At 58.9% G+C, this 19,622-nt stretch carries 14 protein-coding genes and 10 pseudogenes; 7 read left to right on the top strand and 17 right to left on the bottom strand.

The window, feature by feature from the left end; genetic code table 11:
• A pseudogene (locus KFO72_RS36210) lies at nt 1-111 on the top strand (IS6 family transposase); the annotation flags it as partial.
• Between the two features lie 286 nt (nt 112-397).
• Here KFO72_RS36210 and valS read toward each other — a convergent pair.
• From valS to KFO72_RS36195, 3 genes and pseudogenes are all read right to left on the bottom strand, one after another.
• Nucleotides 398-2,986 (bottom strand): valine--tRNA ligase, encoded by a 2,589-nt coding sequence (gene valS, locus KFO72_RS36205; RefSeq protein ID WP_225034108.1) that lies wholly within the window; start codon nt 2,984-2,986, stop codon nt 398-400.
• Between the two features lie 671 nt (nt 2,987-3,657).
• Nucleotides 3,658-3,969, bottom strand: a complete 312-nt coding sequence (locus tag KFO72_RS36200) for a hypothetical protein (RefSeq protein WP_225034107.1) — start codon at nt 3,967-3,969, stop codon at nt 3,658-3,660.
• A 336-nt stretch (nt 3,970-4,305) separates the two neighbouring features.
• Nucleotides 4,306-4,733 (bottom strand): annotated as a pseudogene (locus KFO72_RS36195) (transposase); the annotation flags it as partial.
• A 172-nt stretch (nt 4,734-4,905) separates the two neighbouring features.
• Between KFO72_RS36195 and KFO72_RS36190 the strand changes: the two are divergent.
• From KFO72_RS36190 to KFO72_RS36180, 3 genes and pseudogenes are all read left to right on the top strand, one after another.
• Nucleotides 4,906-5,219: pseudogene (locus tag KFO72_RS36190) on the top strand (NAD(P)/FAD-dependent oxidoreductase); the annotation flags it as partial.
• 369 nt (nt 5,220-5,588) lie between these two features.
• Nucleotides 5,589-6,992, top strand: coding sequence for an AAA family ATPase (locus tag KFO72_RS42360; protein WP_225034106.1), 1,404 nt, complete (start codon nt 5,589-5,591; stop codon nt 6,990-6,992).
• Nucleotides 6,993-7,038: 46 nt separating this feature from the next.
• Nucleotides 7,039-7,479, top strand: coding sequence for an NUDIX hydrolase (locus KFO72_RS36180; protein WP_225034105.1), 441 nt, complete (start codon nt 7,039-7,041; stop codon nt 7,477-7,479).
• A gap of 456 nt (nt 7,480-7,935) precedes the next feature.
• Here the strand turns inward: KFO72_RS36180 and ltrA are convergent.
• From ltrA to KFO72_RS36145, 7 genes and pseudogenes are all read right to left on the bottom strand, one after another.
• Nucleotides 7,936-9,393 (bottom strand): annotated as a pseudogene (gene ltrA, locus KFO72_RS36175) (group II intron reverse transcriptase/maturase).
• 519 nt (nt 9,394-9,912) lie between these two features.
• A pseudogene (locus KFO72_RS36170) lies at nt 9,913-10,161 on the bottom strand (IS6 family transposase); the annotation flags it as partial.
• A 372-nt stretch (nt 10,162-10,533) separates the two neighbouring features.
• A complete protein-coding gene (locus KFO72_RS36165) occupies nt 10,534-10,881 on the bottom strand; it encodes a carboxymuconolactone decarboxylase family protein (protein WP_225034104.1) in 348 nt (115 codons plus the stop codon).
• Nucleotides 10,850-11,101 (bottom strand): carboxymuconolactone decarboxylase family protein, encoded by a 252-nt coding sequence (locus KFO72_RS36160; RefSeq protein ID WP_225034103.1) that lies wholly within the window; start codon nt 11,099-11,101, stop codon nt 10,850-10,852. Before KFO72_RS36160 ends, KFO72_RS36165 begins: the two co-directional genes overlap by 32 nt.
• A 177-nt stretch (nt 11,102-11,278) precedes the next feature.
• The gene (locus KFO72_RS36155; protein WP_225034102.1) at nt 11,279-11,836 is read right to left on the bottom strand and encodes a carboxymuconolactone decarboxylase family protein; all 558 of its coding nucleotides are present in this window, start codon (nt 11,834-11,836) and stop codon (nt 11,279-11,281) included.
• Nucleotides 11,837-11,992: 156 nt separating this feature from the next.
• Nucleotides 11,993-12,904 (bottom strand): LysR family transcriptional regulator, encoded by a 912-nt coding sequence (locus KFO72_RS36150; protein ID WP_225034101.1) that lies wholly within the window; start codon nt 12,902-12,904, stop codon nt 11,993-11,995.
• A complete protein-coding gene (locus tag KFO72_RS36145) occupies nt 12,905-13,168 on the bottom strand; it encodes a hypothetical protein (RefSeq protein WP_225034100.1) in 264 nt (87 codons plus the stop codon). It abuts the gene before it with no gap.
• 5 nt (nt 13,169-13,173) lie between these two features.
• Between KFO72_RS36145 and KFO72_RS36140 the strand changes: the two are divergent.
• Nucleotides 13,174-13,310, top strand: a pseudogene (locus KFO72_RS36140) (PAAR domain-containing protein); the annotation flags it as partial.
• Nucleotides 13,311-13,346: 36 nt separating this feature from the next.
• On the opposite strand, the gene KFO72_RS36135 reads toward KFO72_RS36140, so the two are convergent.
• Nucleotides 13,347-14,120 carry a helix-turn-helix domain-containing protein gene (locus KFO72_RS36135; RefSeq protein ID WP_225034099.1) on the bottom strand — a complete coding sequence of 258 codons (774 nt, stop codon included), beginning with the start codon at nt 14,118-14,120 and terminating at the stop codon, nt 13,347-13,349.
• A 157-nt stretch (nt 14,121-14,277) separates the two neighbouring features.
• Here KFO72_RS36135 and KFO72_RS36130 point away from each other — a divergent pair, with 157 nt between their 5' ends.
• Nucleotides 14,278-15,108 (top strand): NAD-dependent epimerase/dehydratase family protein, encoded by an 831-nt coding sequence (locus tag KFO72_RS36130; protein ID WP_225034098.1) that lies wholly within the window; start codon nt 14,278-14,280, stop codon nt 15,106-15,108.
• A gap of 116 nt (nt 15,109-15,224) precedes the next feature.
• On the opposite strand, the pseudogene KFO72_RS36125 reads toward KFO72_RS36130, so the two are convergent.
• The 3 genes and pseudogenes from KFO72_RS36125 to KFO72_RS36115 form a co-directional block, all read right to left on the bottom strand.
• Nucleotides 15,225-15,287: pseudogene (locus KFO72_RS36125) on the bottom strand (LysR family transcriptional regulator); the annotation flags it as partial.
• A 67-nt stretch (nt 15,288-15,354) separates the two neighbouring features.
• Nucleotides 15,355-16,095 (bottom strand): SDR family NAD(P)-dependent oxidoreductase, encoded by a 741-nt coding sequence (locus KFO72_RS36120; protein WP_225034097.1) that lies wholly within the window; start codon nt 16,093-16,095, stop codon nt 15,355-15,357.
• Nucleotides 16,092-17,024, bottom strand: a complete 933-nt coding sequence (locus KFO72_RS36115; RefSeq protein WP_225034096.1) for an NAD-dependent epimerase/dehydratase family protein — start codon at nt 17,022-17,024, stop codon at nt 16,092-16,094. Before KFO72_RS36115 ends, KFO72_RS36120 begins: the two co-directional genes overlap by 4 nt.
• Before the next feature lie 89 nt (nt 17,025-17,113).
• Here KFO72_RS36115 and KFO72_RS36110 point away from each other — a divergent pair, with 89 nt between their 5' ends.
• Nucleotides 17,114-17,998: a LysR family transcriptional regulator gene (locus tag KFO72_RS36110; protein WP_225034095.1), complete on the top strand. Its 885-nt coding sequence runs from the start codon at nt 17,114-17,116 to the stop codon at nt 17,996-17,998.
• A 277-nt stretch (nt 17,999-18,275) separates the two neighbouring features.
• Here KFO72_RS36110 and KFO72_RS36105 read toward each other — a convergent pair.
• From KFO72_RS36105 to KFO72_RS36095, 3 pseudogenes are all read right to left on the bottom strand, one after another.
• Nucleotides 18,276-18,668: pseudogene (locus KFO72_RS36105) on the bottom strand (methyl-accepting chemotaxis protein); the annotation flags it as partial.
• A gap of 1 nt (nt 18,669) precedes the next feature.
• A pseudogene (locus KFO72_RS36100) lies at nt 18,670-19,149 on the bottom strand (AAA family ATPase); the annotation flags it as partial.
• A gap of 22 nt (nt 19,150-19,171) precedes the next feature.
• Nucleotides 19,172-19,622: pseudogene (locus KFO72_RS36095) on the bottom strand (hypothetical protein); the annotation flags it as partial.

Here is a 19,622-nt window from a genome sequence, read left to right as displayed (position 1 = left end):
GCGCTCAAGCGACATTTACTGCGTGCATCACTCTATCGCAAACAGCTCGCCACACTCTTTGCCGGATGGCATCGTTTCACTGGGCTTACCCAAGATCCGTCCGATTTCTGAGCAAATGTACGTTCTGTGCCCACTTGCCTCTCGAAGACCTTAACGTGACAACGCCCTCCAAAGTCCCGGTGCGACCCTCAGCAGTCCGTCCGGATTCTCGACAGCGGCCATTCAACGCCGGTCGTTCGCCATCTCTGACCTGCAATCCCGTCCTCCAAACTGGGTGAAGTGATGCCTCGAACGCCATTACAGAGACGTCTGAGGCACCCGACGCAAGCTCCCTCAAGGCGGAACCCCTATCGCAGTAATCACAACGGCACTGCCGATTGAACGCCCATCACGCGGATTACGTCTTCCAGGCAAGAGTTACGCTAACCCGAAACGACTCAGATGCAGTCGTTTCGATCTGATCAACCTGCCCGGCACTGCACAAATCGCGCTCTGCGGATCGTAAAAGCGCTAACCGCTGCGCGGAATCGTTGACGATCAAATGGGCAATACGCGCCTTCATCGACAGCTTCGATTCCGATTTGACGCGGCGAATCTCCCGCAAAACATCGGAGACCACGTCGACCGTTGCAATAGTCTCCTCCGGTCCGGCGAGCGCTTCAATCGAGTGGAAGTCCGGCCACGGAGCGCGATGAATGGACCGATCGTTCCACCATGACCAGCATTCCTCCGCAGCAAACGGCAGAAACGGGGCGAACATCCGCTGCAGGACCGAAAGGGATTCCGCGAGTGCCCGATGAGCAGATACCGCACCGCTTCCCGTGCCGTGCGCCCGGCACTTCACCAGCTCCACATAGTCGTCGCAATACCACCAGAAAAAGGCTTCCGTTTGCTCGATTGCCTTGCTGTAGTCGAGCGAGGCAAGCGCCGCAGTAGCGAGTTCAACGATCTTCGAGAGGCGCCCAATCATCGCGCGGTCTAACGACTCGGTGAGAATGCCGTCGGGAGCATGCCCAAAGCCTAATGCGAACTTCGACACATTCAACAACTTCAACGCCAGCCGCCGACCGTTCTTCATCTGTGTTTCGTCGAACACCGCGTCCATGCCCGGACGCCCCAATGCCGCCCAGTAGCGAACGCCGTCGGAACCGTGCGCGTCGAGCAGCGCCGCTGGCGTCACCACGTTTCCCTTCGACTTCGCCATTTTCTTGCGGTCAGGGTCCAGAATCCAACCGGACAGCATCGCGTTTTTCCACGGCAACTGCCTCGTTTCCAGGTTCGATCTGACGACAGTCGAGAACAGCCAGGTCCGGATGATGTCGTGCCCCTGCGGGCGAAGATCCATAGGAAACACACGCTCGAAGCAGCCGTCCGCCTCTTCCCAGCGTGCTGCAATCTGGGGTGTCAGTGAGCTTGTCGCCCACGTGTCCATGATGTCGGTTTCGCCGATGAATCCGCCGGGTTGTCCTCGCTGATGTTCAGCGAATCCAGGTGGAACATGTGACTGCGGGTCGATCGGCAGCGTCGACTCGTCCGGGCGGATTGGTGCGCCAAAGTCAGGGCGACCGTGCGAATCGAGCGGATACCACAGCGGAATCGGCACGCCGAAAACCCGTTGACGACTGATGAGCCAGTCTCCGTTCAGACCGCCGACCCAGTTCGCGTAGCGGCTCCCCATGAAAGTGGGATACCAGCGAAGCGCTTCACCTGACCTCAGAAGTTCATCGCGTAGCGCCCGGTCACGGCCGCCGTTGCGCAGATACCATTGGCGCGTCGCGATAATTTCAAGCGGGCGATCACCCTTCTCGAAGAACTTGACGGCGTGCGTAAGCGGACGTGGCAAACCGATCAGGTCGCCGCTCGATGTCAGCATCCCGACGATCCGGCGGCGTGCTTCCGCGACTGTACAGCCTGCGATTTGCAGGTACAACGCGCGACCTTCCGGCAATTCAATCCAGTCCGGCGTACCACGCTCCAGGCGGCCGTCCTTGCCGATAACGGCGCGAGCCGGCAGATTCAGCTCGCGCCACCAAATCACGTCAGTGAGGTCGCCAAATGTACAGATCATCGCGAGACCTGTTCCTTTGGCCGCGTCGGCGAGCGTATGGGCCATCACGGGCACCTCCATGCCGAATAACGGACAGCGAACCCGGCCGCCGATCAATGAGCGAAAACGCTCGTCCTCGGGATGCGCAACCAGCGCGACGCAAGACGGTAGCAATTCCGGCCGGGTGGTCGACACCACCACGTCGTTCCCGTCAGCGTCGACAAAACGAAGATCATGATAGGCGCTCGCGATTTCGCGATCTTCGAGTTCGGCTTGTGCGATTGCCGTCTGAAACGTCACGTCCCACAGACACGGAGCTTGCTGGCTATAGAGCTCGCCACGTTGCAGATTCCGCAGCAACGCACGCTGACTGATGCGCTGCGCACGTTCGTCGATCGTCGCATAGGCGAGGCTCCAGTCAACTGAAATGCCGAGGCGAACGAACAGGTCGCGGAACGCAATCTCATCGATTTCCGTCAACTGATGGCATAGTTCAAGGAAATTGCGCCGGCTGATTCGGGCGAACGATGCTCGCTGGGACGGCGCGCCATGAGACGCGCAATAGTCCTGATCGTAAGCCGCGTCCGGATCACAAACCACACCGTAGTAGTTTTCCACACGCCGTTCCGTCGGCAGGCCGTTATCGTCCCAACCCATCGGATAGAAAACCGTCTTGCCCGTCATTCGCTGGAAGCGCGCGATGATGTCGGTATGCGTATAGCTGAACACGTGGCCGACGTGCAGGGAACCTGAAACAGTCGGAGGTGGCGTGTCGATCGAAAAAACGGCGTCACGTTCGGCATGGCGATCGAACGCGTACGTGCGTTGGCTTTCCCACTGCTGGGTCCAGTGCGTTTCGATCCCTTCGAGTTTCGGCTTGTCGGGAATGCGGTGGGTCAGCGGCCGTGGCGGTTCTGGAGAAATTGGTTGGCTCTTCATGGTGTGTCCGAACAGATAGGGAGACGACGCGTCCACGTTTGCGCCATGACATGGCGACCCGCAACACGAGCGAGTGCTGTGCCAGCCAATCGGGCGAACGCGACGATATTCAGGAGCGCGGAGCGGATCGCACGCGGTCATACCCGTTGTCACCAGGATCTGGGCTGGCTAACGGAAACGACGTGCAATGGCGAGCGACGGCAATGTCGGGCGACGGAGGGAAGAGCCGGCAACGAAGCTCAGCGACGAACCGAGCTGATGATATTGTGGAGGCGGTCGGATGAAACTGTGCGCAATGACACATGCGCATGAGGCGGGAACGACTGGTAGACAGGGACGCCGTTGCGGCGATCAGAGCATCGTTACGTTTAACGGTGACATAGCATCCTCCGAAGGTAGGCGGGAGAAAACGACAGTTCCAGCTTGTGGCCGACGGTATTTTTATAACCGATTCCTGGTATTCACGCAACACTTCTGCGACACACCGCTGCGCATCGAAGGTCCGTCGACGACTCAACGGAGGCACTCAAATATGTCGAAAACTGTCATTCAGATTGATCACATAGACGTTGCTACTTCAGCAGATTTGAGCGCCCCGGCTGCCTCTCTACGCACCAGTAAGGAGGCGACGACGATGCGACGAGCACTAATAGCAAATGCTCACGGCTTATTCATGAAAGGGACGCAACAAGCGCGTCACTTAATATTCTAGAAACGCCAATGCTGACCAATGAAGAATGCACCACATTGTTTATTGATCGCGTTAAATTTAAGGTCTTGATGCCGTCAATTTCGTCGTAATCTGGCTGATGTGCGTAAATTAGTGCGGTTTTTTCCGGCCCAAGTCGCTCTTTTAAGTAGTCAACGCTTGGCTGCACGCTTTCAACGTAGAACTCGTAACGCTTAAGTAGAAAAGAAGAATTATCATCTATTCTCTGCCGCTTCTCTGCGCGCTGTAGCATTTCCTGTTTGCTAATGCTCAAGTGCAGCACCCTTAGTGTGTTTCCGATTTGGTACCGCTCAGACAACGTTTGCATAAACTTCGGTGAAGCGTAGGCGCGCTCACATGCATGTCTCAGAATACTTCCCATAGAAAGCCATCGCTCCTCTGGAATGCTCAGCAAGTTAAAGAGCGCCTTGGCTACCTCACCCTTTCCGCAACTTGATGGCCCTGTCAAGATAAACGCACCATAGCCGTTGATCTCGACGCGTGGAACGATTAGTTTTTTTCGATGTCACTACCTGAATTCTCAGGACGATTATTCATCATATCTCCGTTATATTGAATTAAATCCTAGTGGCTTGACAGGTACGCCAAAGTCGTCATCCGACTTCGTCCTGGGCACAAAGCTCTTGTGTCCCGCCAAGGCCTGAATGAGCGTGCCGTCGACGCTGAAATGCTCTCACGACAGGTGGCTACGCACGCGTGCCGTCTGGACCGTCTCATTGAACAGACTGACCATGACATCATTGGCCATCAGTCGGTCGCGGTTTCTACTGAAAGTGGAGTGGTCCCAAACCGCATCGCCCATCGCCAGTCGGACGAACCAGCGAAACAGCACGTTGTGTAGGAGATTTGCCCCATCAGCATGCGTTCGCTGCGAATCGAATACGGCACTTGCAACAGCAGCGCGAGAATCAGCTTCCCCGGCGCGATGCTCGGGCGTCCGCCCGCGGCGTCGCTCTCGTACATGCGCGAGAAGACCGAATCCGTGCGAGTGGGCGCATCGTTCAACCACAGCCGAATCGGTCGCTACGGGTGATTGGCCGGAACGAAGTCATCCAGCCTGGACATCGTAAACATCGACTCGGTATAGCCGTCCGCTCCGCGCATCGCTTCAGTCCCAGTGTTGTCGGATTCTTCGTTTCAACGTTTACCCCTCGCTAACTGATGACGTGCGTGGGAGGTATTTCAACACCCTGCCAGTCCAGAAGAGCGCTGGGGTGCCCACGTGCTCCATTGTCCCTTGTGCCACGACTACGAGATTGCCGACAGGAGGTTCGCTGTCCAGGCAACGAACATGTGGTCAATTCACCAAGCGTTGCTGATTCCAGTTTGGGGGCCAACGACGCTCTTCACACAGGGCATCATCGAAGATGAATGCCGAGAACGCGGCCCTGCTCAAAATTAGAAACTTGCGCATTGAAAGCAGCCCCGTGGTCGAGGTCTTGGGCGACGCACCTGCTGACGGGATTGCGTCTTGCCGATGGCGGGGCCGTTGCCATCGACGCGCCGCTCGCTGTTTATGTCTGTTAGAACCAGGTATTGGAGCTTGCATTACGCGGGCCGACACCCAGCGCCCAGGTATATCAGCGCGGCGTGCTCGCACTGCTCGCCGAGGGAACATTCGTTAAGACTGGCATATGGCGCGGGGCCAAACTGAGTCGTCGATAACAACTTGTGACGGAGCCGAGGAGCGTACGCCTTTTCCCCTCCTCCCGCACCAACGCACCACCTTCTTCACGAAGCCGTGGGCGCGCCGCCGCTTCTATGCGATTGCTACGGCTCTTCGTCAAATTGGAATTTTATTCCAGGCTTTCCCCTGTACACTTATTTCGCCAAACGAGGTCGGAGCGAAATTGAGTTTCCGGGAGCAGAAACGTGCAGGAAGAACAAGCCACGAACAAGAGTCCACACACGCATGCCTGGCAGGCCGTCAAAGAGCACTTTGGAGACGTTCCGACTGCCGAACTTTCCTCCGCTTTGCGAGCGTTTCCGAGCTACATTCGGACGGAGGTCCAGGCAGCGTTACTTGAATGCTTCACGGCATACCAGACACGCCTTCTCGGTATCAATCGAGCACACGAAAGCTTCATGCCTGCGCGCATCTCTGGTCTCTTTGTCGAACCGCGAGGCTCGGCGCCAGCGGACTTCGCTCTGACGCCAGTACGCTATGAATCTATCGACGTCGGCGAAGATGAGCCGGTCGAAGGGTTGGATAACGCCCTCTGGCTGGTACACGACCAGTCGAATCTTCGCGCAGCCGTTCTTTTCACACGCTTCGAACCTCCGAGAGGACCTCGCACCGTCAATGTGGAGGTTGCGTTTTCCCCGTCACCGGATAGCGCGGCGTTCGTGACTCGCACGTTCGAGACCATCGAGCAGGCGCTTTCGAAGACAAACCTCTATCGGGGAAAAGTGCTCTCGTTTGAGGACAAGGAGGGCTACGTCGGACAGACCAGGGGCGTCACTGTGCATCGTCTGAACACGGTCACGCGCAAAGAGGTGATTCTTTCACCCGCCACGATGGAAGCGCTTGACCTCCACATCTTCCAGTTCGCGAAGAGCAGACCAGCGCTTGCGAAGCTCGGTCATTCCCAACAGAAGGGAATCCTGATTTACGGGCCACCGGGTACCGGAAAGACACACATCATTCGCTACCTTGCGTCCAATCTGGAGCATCACACGACGCTGCTCATCACGGCCGGACAGGTCGCGGCGCTCGACGAGTATGTCAACCTCGCAAAGCTCCTCCAGCCCTGCATCATCGTTATCGAGGATGTGGATTTGATTGGCAGGGACAGGACGCAGATGAGGGAGATGAAAGAGGAGGCAATGCTCAATCGCCTCCTCAATGAAATGGACGGACTTAGTCCATCGGCACAGATCTTCTTCATCCTCACCACCAACCGCCCTGACGACATCGAAGATGCCATCGCGGGTCGTCCCGGCCGTATCGACCAAGCCATCGAGATACCGGCTCCCGACGACGAATGTCGCCTGAGGCTGCTTGAGCTTTATGGAAGTGCCATGGAAATCCCGATCAATGTTGCCGAGGCTGCCGTGGCCAAGACAACAGGGGTTAGCGCTGCATTCATAAAAGAACTCGTCCGCCGATTAGCGCAGCAGAGCATCATGCGAGGCAGTCCCGGCAAGGTGACCATGGGCGACCTGGACAATGTCTTCGCAGAGCTAGCACGCCACGATGGCAAGCTTGCGCGAACGCTTCTGGGCGGAACCGCCGCGTTGCCCCGGACTCAGTCGGCGCGAACGGTTGCCAACTAACGAAGGTTTGCCATCCAAAGCAGCTTTGGTTCACCGGAGTCACTCGATGCGTGCGCCATTTCAGGTTCTTGTCATCCCGTACCACGTTGATAGCCACGAGGTGACGTACGCTGCTCTCAGGCGCTCCGACGACGGTCATTGGCAAGGCGTTGCCGGCGGCGGCGAAATTGGGGAGACGCCGTTTCAGGCAGCTATAAGAGAGTGCAAGGAAGAGGTGGGCTTCGGCTCGCGGAGCCGAATCTATGCACTACGAACCCGCGCGTCGGTTTCCGTTGAGCATTTCACCGGACGCGGCCATTGGCCTCCTGACATGCTGGTCGTCCCGGAGTATGCATTTGCTTTGAACTGCCCCGAAAAGGACCTTGTTCTTTCAGCGGAACATACGGAAGTCCGTTGGGGAACGTACGATGCCATCCGCGCGCTACTGTATTGGGATTCCAACAAAGCAGCTCTCTGGGAGGTCAGTCGTCGTTTCGCCGGCCTATGAAGATATCGCTCATCTGACGATGAAATTTGTAATACGTAGTACTATTAATAGGTTAAAACAAGACCACCATGAGTTTATCGTCTCGGCGTCCAGGAGATTCTGACGGAAAACGCAATCACGGCGTTTTCGTTGGCTTCTACGTATACGTTCTCACACTCACAGTAGGCCACGCGATGCACGTGTTGACCGACATTAGTTTCGCGTCGTCGATTACAACTTCAATTATCGTTTTTGGTGTTGTACTTTGCGTTGCATCTCTCGCTTGACCCTGAAATAGACGCGAATCCCTGCCCCGCGCCGCCAGCGCGCCAGCAAACGTGGACGCAAAGAATCGAGATGGGCACAGGGCAGTGTCGCTGAGTGGGCTTCTGCCCCACGGGCCACGTCCACCTGAGGTGGACGGTTTTGTCGCAGTACGGGTCGCGGAGGAAAGTTGATCTATATGCAAAGTACTGCTTATGTTACCAGTTCGTAGAATTGATCAGCGGCGGACGGGGTTCCGCGAACACATTTCATCTGTCCTTTAGCGATCATGTGCATAATCTCAATGCTGGCCAGAAGGATCCGGGCACAGCGAAATGTTTTGAATCCCAGCATGGGGCGGGTGCGTCGCTTGATCGCGCGATGGTCCTGCTCGATAAGATTGTTGAGATATTTGGACTGGCGGATCTTGATAGGCGTTTCACGATAATCATTGATGGCCTCCAGTGCAGCAAGATTTGCGCCGCTTCTGTCGATGGTCACCGTCTAGGGCACGCCATTCTGGGCGATCGATTTCTCAAAGTAACGCCGGGCTGCAGTCCTCCAGCGCACGAGCTTGCGGTCGAGATACCGACCGAGTCCGTGCATGGCCGTCCGATAGAAGGCCCCGTAGTAGTTCCACCAGCCACGTATCGTGGGATTGCATTGCTCGGCCAGACCGACCAGTGACCCTGACGTTTGACGGGGCAACCGCCACCGTCGCACCGCCTGTCTCATCCGCTGCAGGGCAGCAGGACTCACTCCGGGCAGAAAGCTCGTTGAGAGCCGCCCGGACTTGGTCAGCACCCTTCGCAGACGAAACAGAAAGCCCAGAAATGTAAAAGTCACATTCGGATAGGCCTGGTTGCGGCTTCGGTCCTTGCAATACACGATCTTCGACTTCTCAGGATGCATCTGCAACCCGCATTCCGCCAGCCGCGCGGCAATGGCATGCATGACTTCCTGCGCGTGCGCCTCGCTGCGGCAATGGACCACCGCATCATCGGCATAGCGTGCAAAGAGACATTGCGGAAAGTGCCCCTGCATCCATGCGTCAAATGCATAGTGCATGAACAGATTCATCAAGATCGGGCTGACCACCCCGCCCTGAGGTGTACCTCGCACCCGCGGCAGTCTCGCCCCGTCTGCAGTCTCGAACGGCGCAGTCAGCCACCGCTCGATATACAGCAGGATCCAGTCCGCCTTGATGTGCTTGCGTACCGCGTTGAGCAGGAGGCCATGATCGATCTGATCGAACGCCGCCTTGATGTCAAACTCAACAACCCAGTCGTATTTGCAGCAACGCTCGCGCGTTACGGCAATAGCCTGTTTCGCCGATTTGCCCGGACGATACCCATAAGAATCCTCATGGAATATCGGGTCGAGTAGCGGCTCAATCATGAGCTTGACAACAGTCTGTGCGATTCGATCCGACACGGTGGGCACACCCAACTTTCTGGTACCACCCATGGCTTTCGGTATCTCAACCTGCTTCACCGGCGGCGGGAAATACGACCCCGACGACATCCGGTTCCACAGCTTGTACAGATTGCCTGAGAGGTTCTGCTCGAACATGGCGATCGTTTCATCGTCCACGCCTGCAGCACCCCGGTTGGCCCTCACCAGCTGATATGTTTCCCAGACCGTGCGCTTCGCAATGCAATACGGTTTCATTGAGGTCATGTCACTCATCCCCGACATGCGGGTTGGTGACCTTCGTCAACAGGATAACGCCGCCCCTTCGCTCCACCTTCATTACAAAGGGTTCAACACTACTACGGGCAGCTCCGCCCCTCACTCCGGCATCGGTATTCTTCCTTATGGTGTCTGCCATTTGTCATTTCCCTTTGCATCCGGAGCAAGGTTCTCACGTTCCATACCGAAGTCTGTGTTGAGCTCGTGCCGCCTCTACGCCGGCTGCCGACAGGTCCGTAAGCAGGTCCCGTCCTGACTGATCCCGGAGCGACGAAATGACTCCGGTTTTGACAGCGCTTTGACGAATTAACGACGCATCATCGAACGGTTCGCTTTCGCTCATCTTCTCAACACGTACCTGCCATCCTTGACGGACGACGTTTCCACGGTCGCTCTCCACCACGCCTTTTGAACGCAGCAGCACCGGGCGGTTTGAAGCCTGCTCCTGCAAACCGGCTCCGGGAGGCCCACTCCCATTTTCAGTACAGCACCACAAGCTTTCGCTTGTGTTCGTGACACACTCTCGTCCATTCGCCAGCTCGTTCCGACTAGCCGCTTGCGGCGGCGGAACGCCTTCTCCAGCACCGGCAACAGTTTGAGCGCCCAGCGATGCACGGACGAATGATCAACGCAAATGCCACGCTCAGCGACCATCTCTTCAATATGACGCAGGCTCAGCGGATAGGCCACGTACCAGCGCACGCACATCAGTTCGGCCCGTCCGCTGAATGATCCGTTGCATGGCATGCTGGCTAACCTCGATCCGGTACATGAGACCGTCTTCCGGCCGAACAGCCGACGAGCCGACGAGCCGACAAAGAAGAAGAAATCCAGCCCGCCAGTGGCGCCACGTTGTTCGAACAATCCGCAGTGCATGGTCATTTCTCCAAGGCGGATCAGCGGAAACGTGACCAGGTGCTTGTCGAGTTCTGGCTTCAGGACACGTTCCATGTAGCGGAATGCCGTCCTGCCGCTCATCCCGGGCCGCCATTGCCCGGATACCCGCTTAATCGCGCCATCAAATACCCTGAGAAACGTGAATTGAGACGTCGCATCCGAAATAGATCTTGCTCGTCCCTTCGCTATACGCGGATCAGCGAAGCGCGGATGGTCCATGATTCATCGAGCCTCTGCTGCATGTGGTCGATATGCTAGGTCGGCCACAACGGGGAAGTCGATGTGGGTTTTAGCCACTTCGTTGAGGTAGTTGGTGAAGACATTCACGGCGACTAGTGCAACGATTTCGACAATCTGTGCGTCGTCGTAGCCCGCACGCCTCACTGCGGCGATGTCGGCATCGCTGATATGACCGCGCTGTTTAGCCACGCTCGCAGCGAATTTCACGACCGCTTCGGCCTTCGGGTCCTTCGATCCACCGCTGCGGTTAAGCTCAATTTCGTCCGGGGATAGCTTTGCAAAGTTCGTGGCGAGATAACTATGCGCCGATAGCGCAGTAGTCCGATTCATTGACCTGCGCAACAACCAACGCAATGCGTTCACGGTTCTTGGAATCGAGCGTAGTGGACAAGCCGTCCTGAAAAGCCGCAAATGCTGCCAATGCGACCGGGCTGCTGCCGATCAGACGGTAGAAATTCGGCACGACGCCCAGCTTCTGATAGACAACGTCCAGTATCGGCTTACTCTCGACTGGAGCATCGTCTCGCGTAGAGATGTGCAAGCGAGACATCGACTGTTCCTTCACGAATCGACGCGCCTGCGAGGCGCGACAATCCTGCGTGTTGCATCAATAGAAGTGTTCCGATCGACCACGCGTGCATGGAGAATTGCGCGTGGTCAGAACGGAGCAATCAGCCAGCGAGACCAGGCAGCCAGACGTTTCATATGGCGCCCGGCCCCCCGGACTTCAGGCGGCCTGACGGGCCCGGGTCTGAAGCGGCGGGAACGTCGCGTCGATGTCGGTCTTGAACGTGTTGTTGAAGAGGTTGGTGATGAAGCTGAACGCGGTCTCGGCGACGATGTCGACGATCTGCTCGTCGGTGTAACCCGCAGCACGCACTGCATCGACATCCGCGTCTTCAATGTGACCGCGCGACGTAGCGATCTTGTAGGCGAACTGCAGCGCGGCGTCGGCCTTGGGATCGGTCGAATGACCGTCGCGGTTGAGTTCCATGTCTTCCGGCGTCAGCCCCTGCAGCTTGGCGCCGAGGTAGGTGTGCGCCGACAGGCAGTAGTTGCAGCCGTTCACTTCGGCAGTCATCACGTGGATGCGTTCCCGGGTCTTGTGGCCGAGACTCTTGCCGAGTGCGCCGTGCATGTCGGCGATCGCCTTCAGTGCGTCAGGGGATTGCGAGATCAAGGCGAAGAAGTTCGGGATCACGCCGAGAACTTTTTCGTAGTTCGTGAGGATCGGTTGCGCTTTGGCGGGAGCGGCTTCTTTCGAGGGGATTGCAAGGCGGGCCATGAGATTTCTCCGTTGATCCGAGCCACCGTGGCTTCGGTAGGAGAGATAGTATTGACTTCCACCCAAAACAATAATTGGCTATTTCTGAGAACCGATCTTCCACTAAATGAAAGTATCGAGGAATGGAAGAAACGTATTCGGTGGAGCGAACGCCCGTCAGGCCATACCCAGCCCGGACATCGCCGACCGCAACCGGTCCGTTGCGAAGTCGAGGAAGACCCTCATCTTGAGCGGCAAAAGGCCGCGCTCTCCGTGGATGAGACTGACAGGAGTCGACTCGACATCGAACTTCGGAAGGACGTGGACGAGCTCCCCTGCGCGGAGCGCGGCATCGCAGTGGTAGCGGTACACCCTCGTCAAACCGGTGCGACGGAGCGCCGCCTGTACCGCGGCCTCAGCAGTGGTCACTGACAGGCGCGGGATGATGTTGACGCTGAAATCACGTTTGGTCGCCGGATCCCGAAACCACCATGTTGCGGTGGAAGGACCAGCGAAGACAACGCACGGAAGCTTTTCCAGGTCACTCGGGTGTTTTGGTTTGCCGTGCGCAGCAAGCAGGTCCGGCGAAGCACACACCAGTGTATCCATCGCGCCAACACGGGTTGCGATCATGCTGCTGTCCGGCAAGGTGCCGATGCGAACAGCCATATCAACGTGGTCATCATAGAGATGAAGATTCCGATCGGAGAGAACCAACCGGACGTTGATCTCGGGATAGGCAGCCAGGAAGTCCGTGACGATGGGCAAGATGTACATATCGCCAAACAGCACCGGTGCGGTGAGAACCAGCTCTCCCCGTGGAGTGGTGTACTCGCCAGCCGCAGCTCGTTCGATTTCCTCGATGTCTTCCATGACGCGTTTGGCCGACTCGACGTAAGCTTGGCCGGTATCGGTCAAGGTCAGCTTGCGCGTTGAACGATGCAGCAACTTCGTGCCGAGGTACTCTTCGAGTTCCGTGACCTTCCGGCTAACGGTCGGGAGCGGCATATTCAAGGCCTTTGCGGCCGCGGTGAGACTACCTTTTTCGATCGTGAGCAGCACGATCGACATCGCTTCCAGTCTGTCCATTCAATATTCCACCCGATGAAAGATATCCAACTGGTAGAACATATCATTGTCTGGAATGAAACATGCATGGGGCCCTTTGCGGCCTTGAAGCGTCAGGCCCTTCCGTCTGAGCGTCGTCGCATGCTCAGTCGGCACCCCCGACCGAGCCTCTGATCGAAGGACCTGACAACGCACAAGCAAATCATCAAGCATCGCGTAGCTGATACCGCCGATGAAGCGTTCGGTCGTTTGTTCTTCTTCGTGATCGCGGACAGATCGGGTCACGGCTCATCATGGATCTGATACGCGTCGGTGACGACACCATGACGGGAAAGTCATCACGGACTCCACCGTCACACGCTTTGACGGACGCTTTGTTGCCAGAAAGGAGGATAAGATGTCGTGCCCAAATCCCTACATCAAGCCGACGTCATCAGCGCGCTTCGCCCGCCATCCTATTTCATCAGCCTGTCGATAAAGACAACGGCGCTGCGTCTGGACCGGCCCGTGTTCGGTCATGAGCGCCGCTCAGTTCGTAAATAAACGCCTCGGGCGTCGCGCCCGTGAAGTTGCGGAACTCTTCGATGAGGTGGGCCTGATCGTAAAAGCCGGTTTCTGCGGCGATACTCGCCCAGTTCATGCGGCAGTCCACGCGCGCCAAGTCCGTCGCACGCGAAAACCGCATGAGCCTGGAGAACATCTTCGGGCTCACACCAACCGTTTCGATAAACACGCGCCGTAGATGCCGCTCGCTGATGCCAAGGCCCGCTGCGACCGCGTACACGTTGGCGTCGAGCAATTTTTTTGCAGCTTCGCGCACGAGCAGCGGGTGATCGCTATGCAGACGGTCAGGCACGCGCCGGGCCGCAATCGCGCGTTCGAGAATACGCGCAGCATCGTTGGGGCTTTCCGCCGACGCAAGCTGGTCATATATCGCTTGCGCTTCACCCGCGCCCCACACGTCTTCCACCGGCACGGTGTGGCCCGCTACGGCGGACGCCGGCATTCCGAGCACCGCGGCGGCAGTCCCCAGTTGAAGACGCGCGAAGACGGTCCATTGTCCCTTGCGAATCGTCTTGCGTGTGACGTACCGACGGGCACCGAGCACATGCATGTCCAATCCCCGATGCGCCGACGGTCCCACCCTGACGACGAGATGCACCTCGGGGCGAGCAATTGCTACCCTCGGCTCGTTCGCAACGCATTCGTCGACGCTCATCGATTGGATAACGGACATGGGGTGTCTGCGCGAAATGGAAGCGGGATGCATGGCCATATAGTAGACGACGCCCGGTCATCGCATGACGCGGGTTCACTCTGTCCGTTTTTTCCAATGCACGCCGGCCATCGCCCGATACAGTTTTCGTATCCCATTCCTTGGCTGGAGGCCTCGCATGACAATTCTCGTGACCGGCGCAACCGGAAAAGTCGGTAGCCGCCTCGTCAAACGACTGGCGCAGCGCGGCGATCGCTTGCGCGCGCTGATACGCGACCGCGCTCGTGCGGCTAAACTGAACACGAATCAGATCGAACTCGCCGAAGGCGATCTTCTCGATCCCGATTCGCTGCGTGCGGCTGTGCGCGGTGCGGATGCTATCGTCCACTGCGCGGCGTTTTTTCGCGGTGCAACGCCGGAGCAAACTCATAGCGTCAACGATCTGGGAACGCAGTCGCTTGCCGTCGCCGCGCGCGACGCCGGTGTGAAGCGTTTCGTTTTTCTGAGCACGGGCCTCGTCTATGGATCGACCGGCGGAGGCCCTGCATCGGAGGACGACGCTTGCGCGCCAACTGTCGCCTATCCGGTGAGCAAGCTGGCCGCGGAGGGCTTCCTTCTGGGCCTGGAACACCTGGATGTGCGCGTGCTGCGTCTGCCGTTCGTCTACGGCGACGGCGATCCGCATATTGCGGAAATCGCGCCGCTCATGCAGGGATGGCGGCCAACCCAGCGGATGGCGATCGGCCACCATGCGGACATCGCTCAGGCCGTGATGCGCCTGCTCGATAAGCCGGACCCGGCGTACCGCATCTATAACGTGGCCGACGACGACGCGCCCAAGATCGCCGAACTGCTGGCGTCGGTTGGCGCCGCGCCGCCGGACGGGTCAGCGTCCGAACGTGGCGCGGCATTCGATGCGCTGCTCGACTGTCGCCGCATTCGCGACGATCTCGGCTTCACGGCGACCTTCCCGCGTCTCGCGGATGCGATTGCAGCGGGCGCCCTCTAGCACCATCAGATCGCTGATTTCACACCACTGCCTCTTCCACGCTGAGCTAGTGCGGGTAGCAGCATGCACGCGGCACAAATCTCGGGAGGAGGATGCCCTGGCTAGCGCATCACAGTTGCGCGAGCGAAATGCAGTTCTTCAGCGACGGCGTTGAAGCACCGTAAGTGGCGTAACTCCATGAGTCATCGCTCGCCCCGTCCCGCCCAAGTCACACGTTGCGGTGTTTGGGCCATCATCTTTTCCTTTTCACAGCCGCATCAGGCCACCGTCAACTACCAACGTCTGCCCCGTGACAAAGCGCGCATCGTCGCTTGTAAGGAAGGCAACCGGGCCGGCGATGTCAGCAGGCGTGCCGAGCCGCTTGATCGCCTGCATCATGTAGACCTGCGCCTTCTGCTCGTTGGGCATGCCGCTGGCGCCTTCGGTGTCCGTGATGCCGGGATGGATGGCGTTGACAATGATATTGTCGGCCGCCAACTCGTTCGCAAGCGCGCGCACCAGGCCGATCGCCCCCAACTTGGATGCGACGTAGTGCGAGAATCCCATGCCGGGCGGCGTCACCATATCGACGGCATCCGAACCGATCGTGACGATCGCGCCGCCGCCGGCTTTGCGCATCAGCGGCACGATCGCGCGAGCGCCGAGCACGTGCGCGTCGAGATTGACGGACAGCACACGCCGCCATTCGGTAGGGGTCATTTGATCGAGCGTAGCCAAAGGATAGATGCCCGCAGCGTGTACCAGGATGTCGGCCCGACCGAACGCCTGCTCGACCTGACCAGCGATCTTGGCCCAACCTTCTTCGCTCGCCACGTCAGCAGCAATTGCGATAGCGCCATTGCCGATCGCCTTTGCGGCTTCGTCGGCGCTCTCGCGGTTGACGAGCGCTACCTTGGCGCCCCTCTCGGCAAGAAGAGTGGCGATACCGCGACCGATGCCCTGTTTGCCGCCGGTGACGATGGCGACCTTGTTTTGATGCGTCTTCATGGATTTGCTCCCTGGTTGGATTGTGGGTCTGCTAGCGCGCGCAGCCGCGGCTCGCCGATTTCTGATAGCAGGTCTAGTTGGGTAGGTTTCCAGCCCAGTTCGGTTCGTGTCCGCGGATCGCGCGAGCGGCTGCACGCCGACTGGAGCAGCGCCCCGAACGAGCCGAATACCTCTGCCGCTTCATCCATCGTCAGGCTGCGCGTTTTGACGCCCAGGTCACGCGCCACGGCCTCGGCGATCCAGCGATTCGGGATTTCGCCGGCAACGGCGTGATACAGCGCGCCGGCTCTTCCGCGCTCGATGGCGAGTGAGAACAGCCGCGCCAGGTCAGCGCTATGCACGTTGGAATAGGCAGCCAGTCCCGAACCGATGTAGCCGGCGGCCCCCGTAAGCGCGACGGAGCGGTATACGCTCGCCACCGGGCCGTTGTCGCCCGGCCCCCAAATCACCGGCGGACGGATCACCATGCTTCGCAGGCCGTGCTCTGCGGCTGCGCGGACGATGCCCTCAGCTTCGACACGGGGACCCGCCAACGGCTCCGGCACGAAGGGATCGTCTTCGGCAAAGCTGTCCGGACTCCACCCCCCGCCGGTGCGCTGCATGAAAACGCCGCTGCCCGACAGGAAGATAAACGCCTTGCCGCGTCCGGCGAGCGCCTGACACAGCATCCGGATGATGGCCGGCTCGCGCTCGAAGGCAACCTGCGCGGCGTAGACGGTCACGTCGGCCGATTGCGCCGCAGCGAGCACTGAGGCCATGTCGGCATCGAGATCGCCGCGCATCGTTTCGATACCAGCCGCTTTCAGGGAAAACTGGGCGCGGTCGGATCGCGCCAGTCCCAGCACCTGATGCCCTTCCGCTACGAAGTGTCTGGAGAGGGTACCTCCGACAAACCCGGATGCACCGATGATGAAAATTTTTCGTGACATGGAAAGCTCCTTGCCTTTCAGCGTAGGGCTTCCTTACCTCTTCGAAAAGCCTATATTATTCGATATAACGTATCTATAGAGTCGATACTTTGCTTGACGGCATCTCACTCGATCACCTGCGCACCTTCGTTGCCGCCGCGGACAACGGCAGCTTCTCCGCGGCTGGCCGCGCCATCGGCCGCGCTCAGTCGGTGGTCAGCCAAACCATTGCGAATCTGGAAGCGCAGCTTGATGTCCCGCTGTTCGAGAGGGTCGGCCGCTACCCCAAGCTGACGACGCAGGGAACGAACCTGCTGGCTGACGCGCGCCGCATCGTGACGAGCGCTGATGCACTGAAGGCCAAGGCACGCAGCTTCTCCGCCGGGCTGGAACCCGAACTCGCCATCGTCGTTGACGTCATGTTTCCGCAGCAGTGCCTGACCGATGCGCTCGGCAGCTTCAAGGAGCGCTTCCCATCTACACCGCTCAGGCTCCATGTCGAGGCGCTAGGCCGCGTCGCCGAACTCGTGCTCAATGGTCAGTGCAGCATCGGTATCACCGGGACGCTGCCTTTCCTTCCTCCGGGGCTCGTAGGCGAACCCCTGTTCAGCGAGGAAATGGTGACAGTGGTCGCGCCGGGGTCCCCGCTGGCCGGCAGACAAGCTCCCGTTGCACTCCGGGGTCTGCTGGACGAAACACAACTCGTGCTCACTGATCGTTCCTCCCTGACGGACGGGGTCGACTATGGCGTGCAGGGGAAGAACATCTGGCGGCTCGCCGACCTTGGAGCGAAGCATGCCTTCCTGCGTGCCGGCCTCGGATGGGGGCACATGCCGCTCTGGCTGATCAGCGAGGACCTGAAGGAAGGCCGTCTGGTGCGCATTGAGTTGGAAGGGCCATCCGCAGGCGTGATGCCTTTCCAGGCCGCCTATCTAGGTGACCGATTGCCAGGCCCGGCAGGTAGGTGGCTGCTGGAGCGCTTCCAACATACCTGATCGCCGCAGCAGATCAGCAAGGAATGGGGATATCCGCCTGCTTATTTCCACAGGATGCCCGCCAGAGGACAGATAGCGTTTGACTGTCATCGACCCGCTTCGACCAGTGACGCAATGCCTGCGTGGGCCGTCCGCTCACGAGTCTCCGTCAGACCGGATGTCACACAACCTGGTCGCGCTACGCCCACTCGTTAGTGCGAGCCTGTTACGTCAAGCACATCTCCCGAGGTCTATCCGCGCATTCGCGACCTGGAGAACCAGACCCTGGGCAAGCACGTCAGCAGAAAACACTCACCGCATCGACCAGGCGGGTTGCCTGCTGCTTCAGGCTTTCAGAGGCCGCCGCGCTCTGCTCCACCAGCGCGGCGTTCTGTTGCGTGATATGGTCGAGATCGCTGACGGCCTGGCTGACTTGCGTGATACCGCTGCTCTGCTCGATGGTGGCCGAGCTGATCTCGGCAATCAGGTCCGAGACGCGTTTCACCTGAACGACAATTTCGTCCATAGTCTTGCCGGCGTCATCGACGAGCCTCGCGCCTGATTCGACCTTCGCGACGCTAGCGCCAATCAGACTCTTGATCTCCTTGGCCGCACTGGCGCTACGCTGCGCGAGCGCGCGAGCCTCAGCAGCAACGACTGCAAACCCACGCCCCTGCTCACCAGCACGTGCACCGGTCCAGCGCATCATGAACATCGCGCAGCCATTCGTATTCGTTTTCGTCGTAGCGCTGGGCCTCGTCGCAAAAGAGCAGCACCACCCCACTGCCCGCGATGGATGCGGCCTGACGGATCCTGAGCGTCAGTCGCATTCTTTTCGAAGGGTTGGAGCCCGCATTCGGATCCGGATCGTTCACGGCCTCCAGCAGATTCGCGAAGAACGGCCCTTCTGCATGCCGTGGCTTGTGTTCGCACTGCGCGTGGAAACTCGTCATGCGGGGGTAGTTGCGCGCCAGCAGCAGCCTCACGTATTCGATTGCCCGCGTCTTGCCAATGCGCGACGGGCCGTAGATGAGCGCCCCCATGATCCGGTAACGCAGGCACCGGACAACCAGTTCGTAGAAGGCCTCGATCGCCGGCGTGGCGATGCGATAATTCCCTGTCACGAGCGGGTGCAGCGATGGATCGACTGGACGCGGTATCTCAAGCGACATGATGCCTCCCAGGAACACAATGTTAAAAGACCTGACCTGTACCGATTGAAAGACTTAGGGGACGGGCTCGCGTGGCAGCCGGGCCGTTTTCAGGTCCCTCAGCCGACCCGCTATCAGACAATGGCGCCGCCGTGTCGACCATGTTCGGATCGGGCGCGACGGGAAGATCGCCTGTTTGCGCTGCCCTGACCAGCCGCATCGTATGAGCGAGTTGGGTCGCAGCTTTGCGGCTCTTCCTCGCCTGCTCGAACTTCTCCTTGACGTACGCCTCGATCGGATTGGTATCGGCTACCCCGCGACGACGGCGAACGCGTGTCTGCCTGTTAATTTCCTGCCGCAGCTTCAGATCGTGCGGAATCATCCGCCACAGCCCCTGCACATCGAGCTCACCGAGCTCCGTGCCATCAGGCAGGAATGCCGTAAGCGGCTCGCGAGGGCCGTTCGCCATCTCGCGTGAGCTTGACGCATGATTC

It is taken from the genome of Paraburkholderia sp. XV (assembly GCF_020177535.1).
GTDB lineage: Bacteria > Pseudomonadota > Gammaproteobacteria > Burkholderiales > Burkholderiaceae > Paraburkholderia > Paraburkholderia caribensis.
This window is presented reverse-complemented; position numbering and strand designations above follow the sequence as displayed.

Excerpts from the sequence above, each read along its gene's own strand:
- KFO72_RS36180 (WP_225034105.1), top strand. The coding sequence starts at position 7,039 with ATGCGTGCGCCATTTCAGGTTCTTGTCATCCCGTACCACGTTGATAGC.
- KFO72_RS36155 (WP_225034102.1), bottom strand. The coding sequence starts at position 11,836 with ATGGCCCGCCTTGCAATCCCCTCGAAAGAAGCCGCTCCCGCCAAAGCG.
- valS (WP_225034108.1), bottom strand. The coding sequence starts at position 2,986 with ATGAAGAGCCAACCAATTTCTCCAGAACCGCCACGGCCGCTGACCCAC.
- KFO72_RS36120 (WP_225034097.1), bottom strand. The coding sequence starts at position 16,095 with ATGAAGACGCATCAAAACAAGGTCGCCATCGTCACCGGCGGCAAACAG.
- KFO72_RS36160 (WP_225034103.1), bottom strand. The coding sequence starts at position 11,101 with ATGTCTCGCTTGCACATCTCTACGCGAGACGATGCTCCAGTCGAGAGT.
- KFO72_RS36115 (WP_225034096.1), bottom strand. The coding sequence starts at position 17,024 with ATGTCACGAAAAATTTTCATCATCGGTGCATCCGGGTTTGTCGGAGGT.
- KFO72_RS36130 (WP_225034098.1), top strand. The coding sequence starts at position 14,278 with ATGACAATTCTCGTGACCGGCGCAACCGGAAAAGTCGGTAGCCGCCTC.
- KFO72_RS36165 (WP_225034104.1), bottom strand. The coding sequence starts at position 10,881 with ATGAATCGGACTACTGCGCTATCGGCGCATAGTTATCTCGCCACGAAC.
- KFO72_RS36150 (WP_225034101.1), bottom strand. The coding sequence starts at position 12,904 with ATGGACAGACTGGAAGCGATGTCGATCGTGCTGCTCACGATCGAAAAA.
- KFO72_RS36135 (WP_225034099.1), bottom strand. The coding sequence starts at position 14,120 with ATGTCCGTTATCCAATCGATGAGCGTCGACGAATGCGTTGCGAACGAG.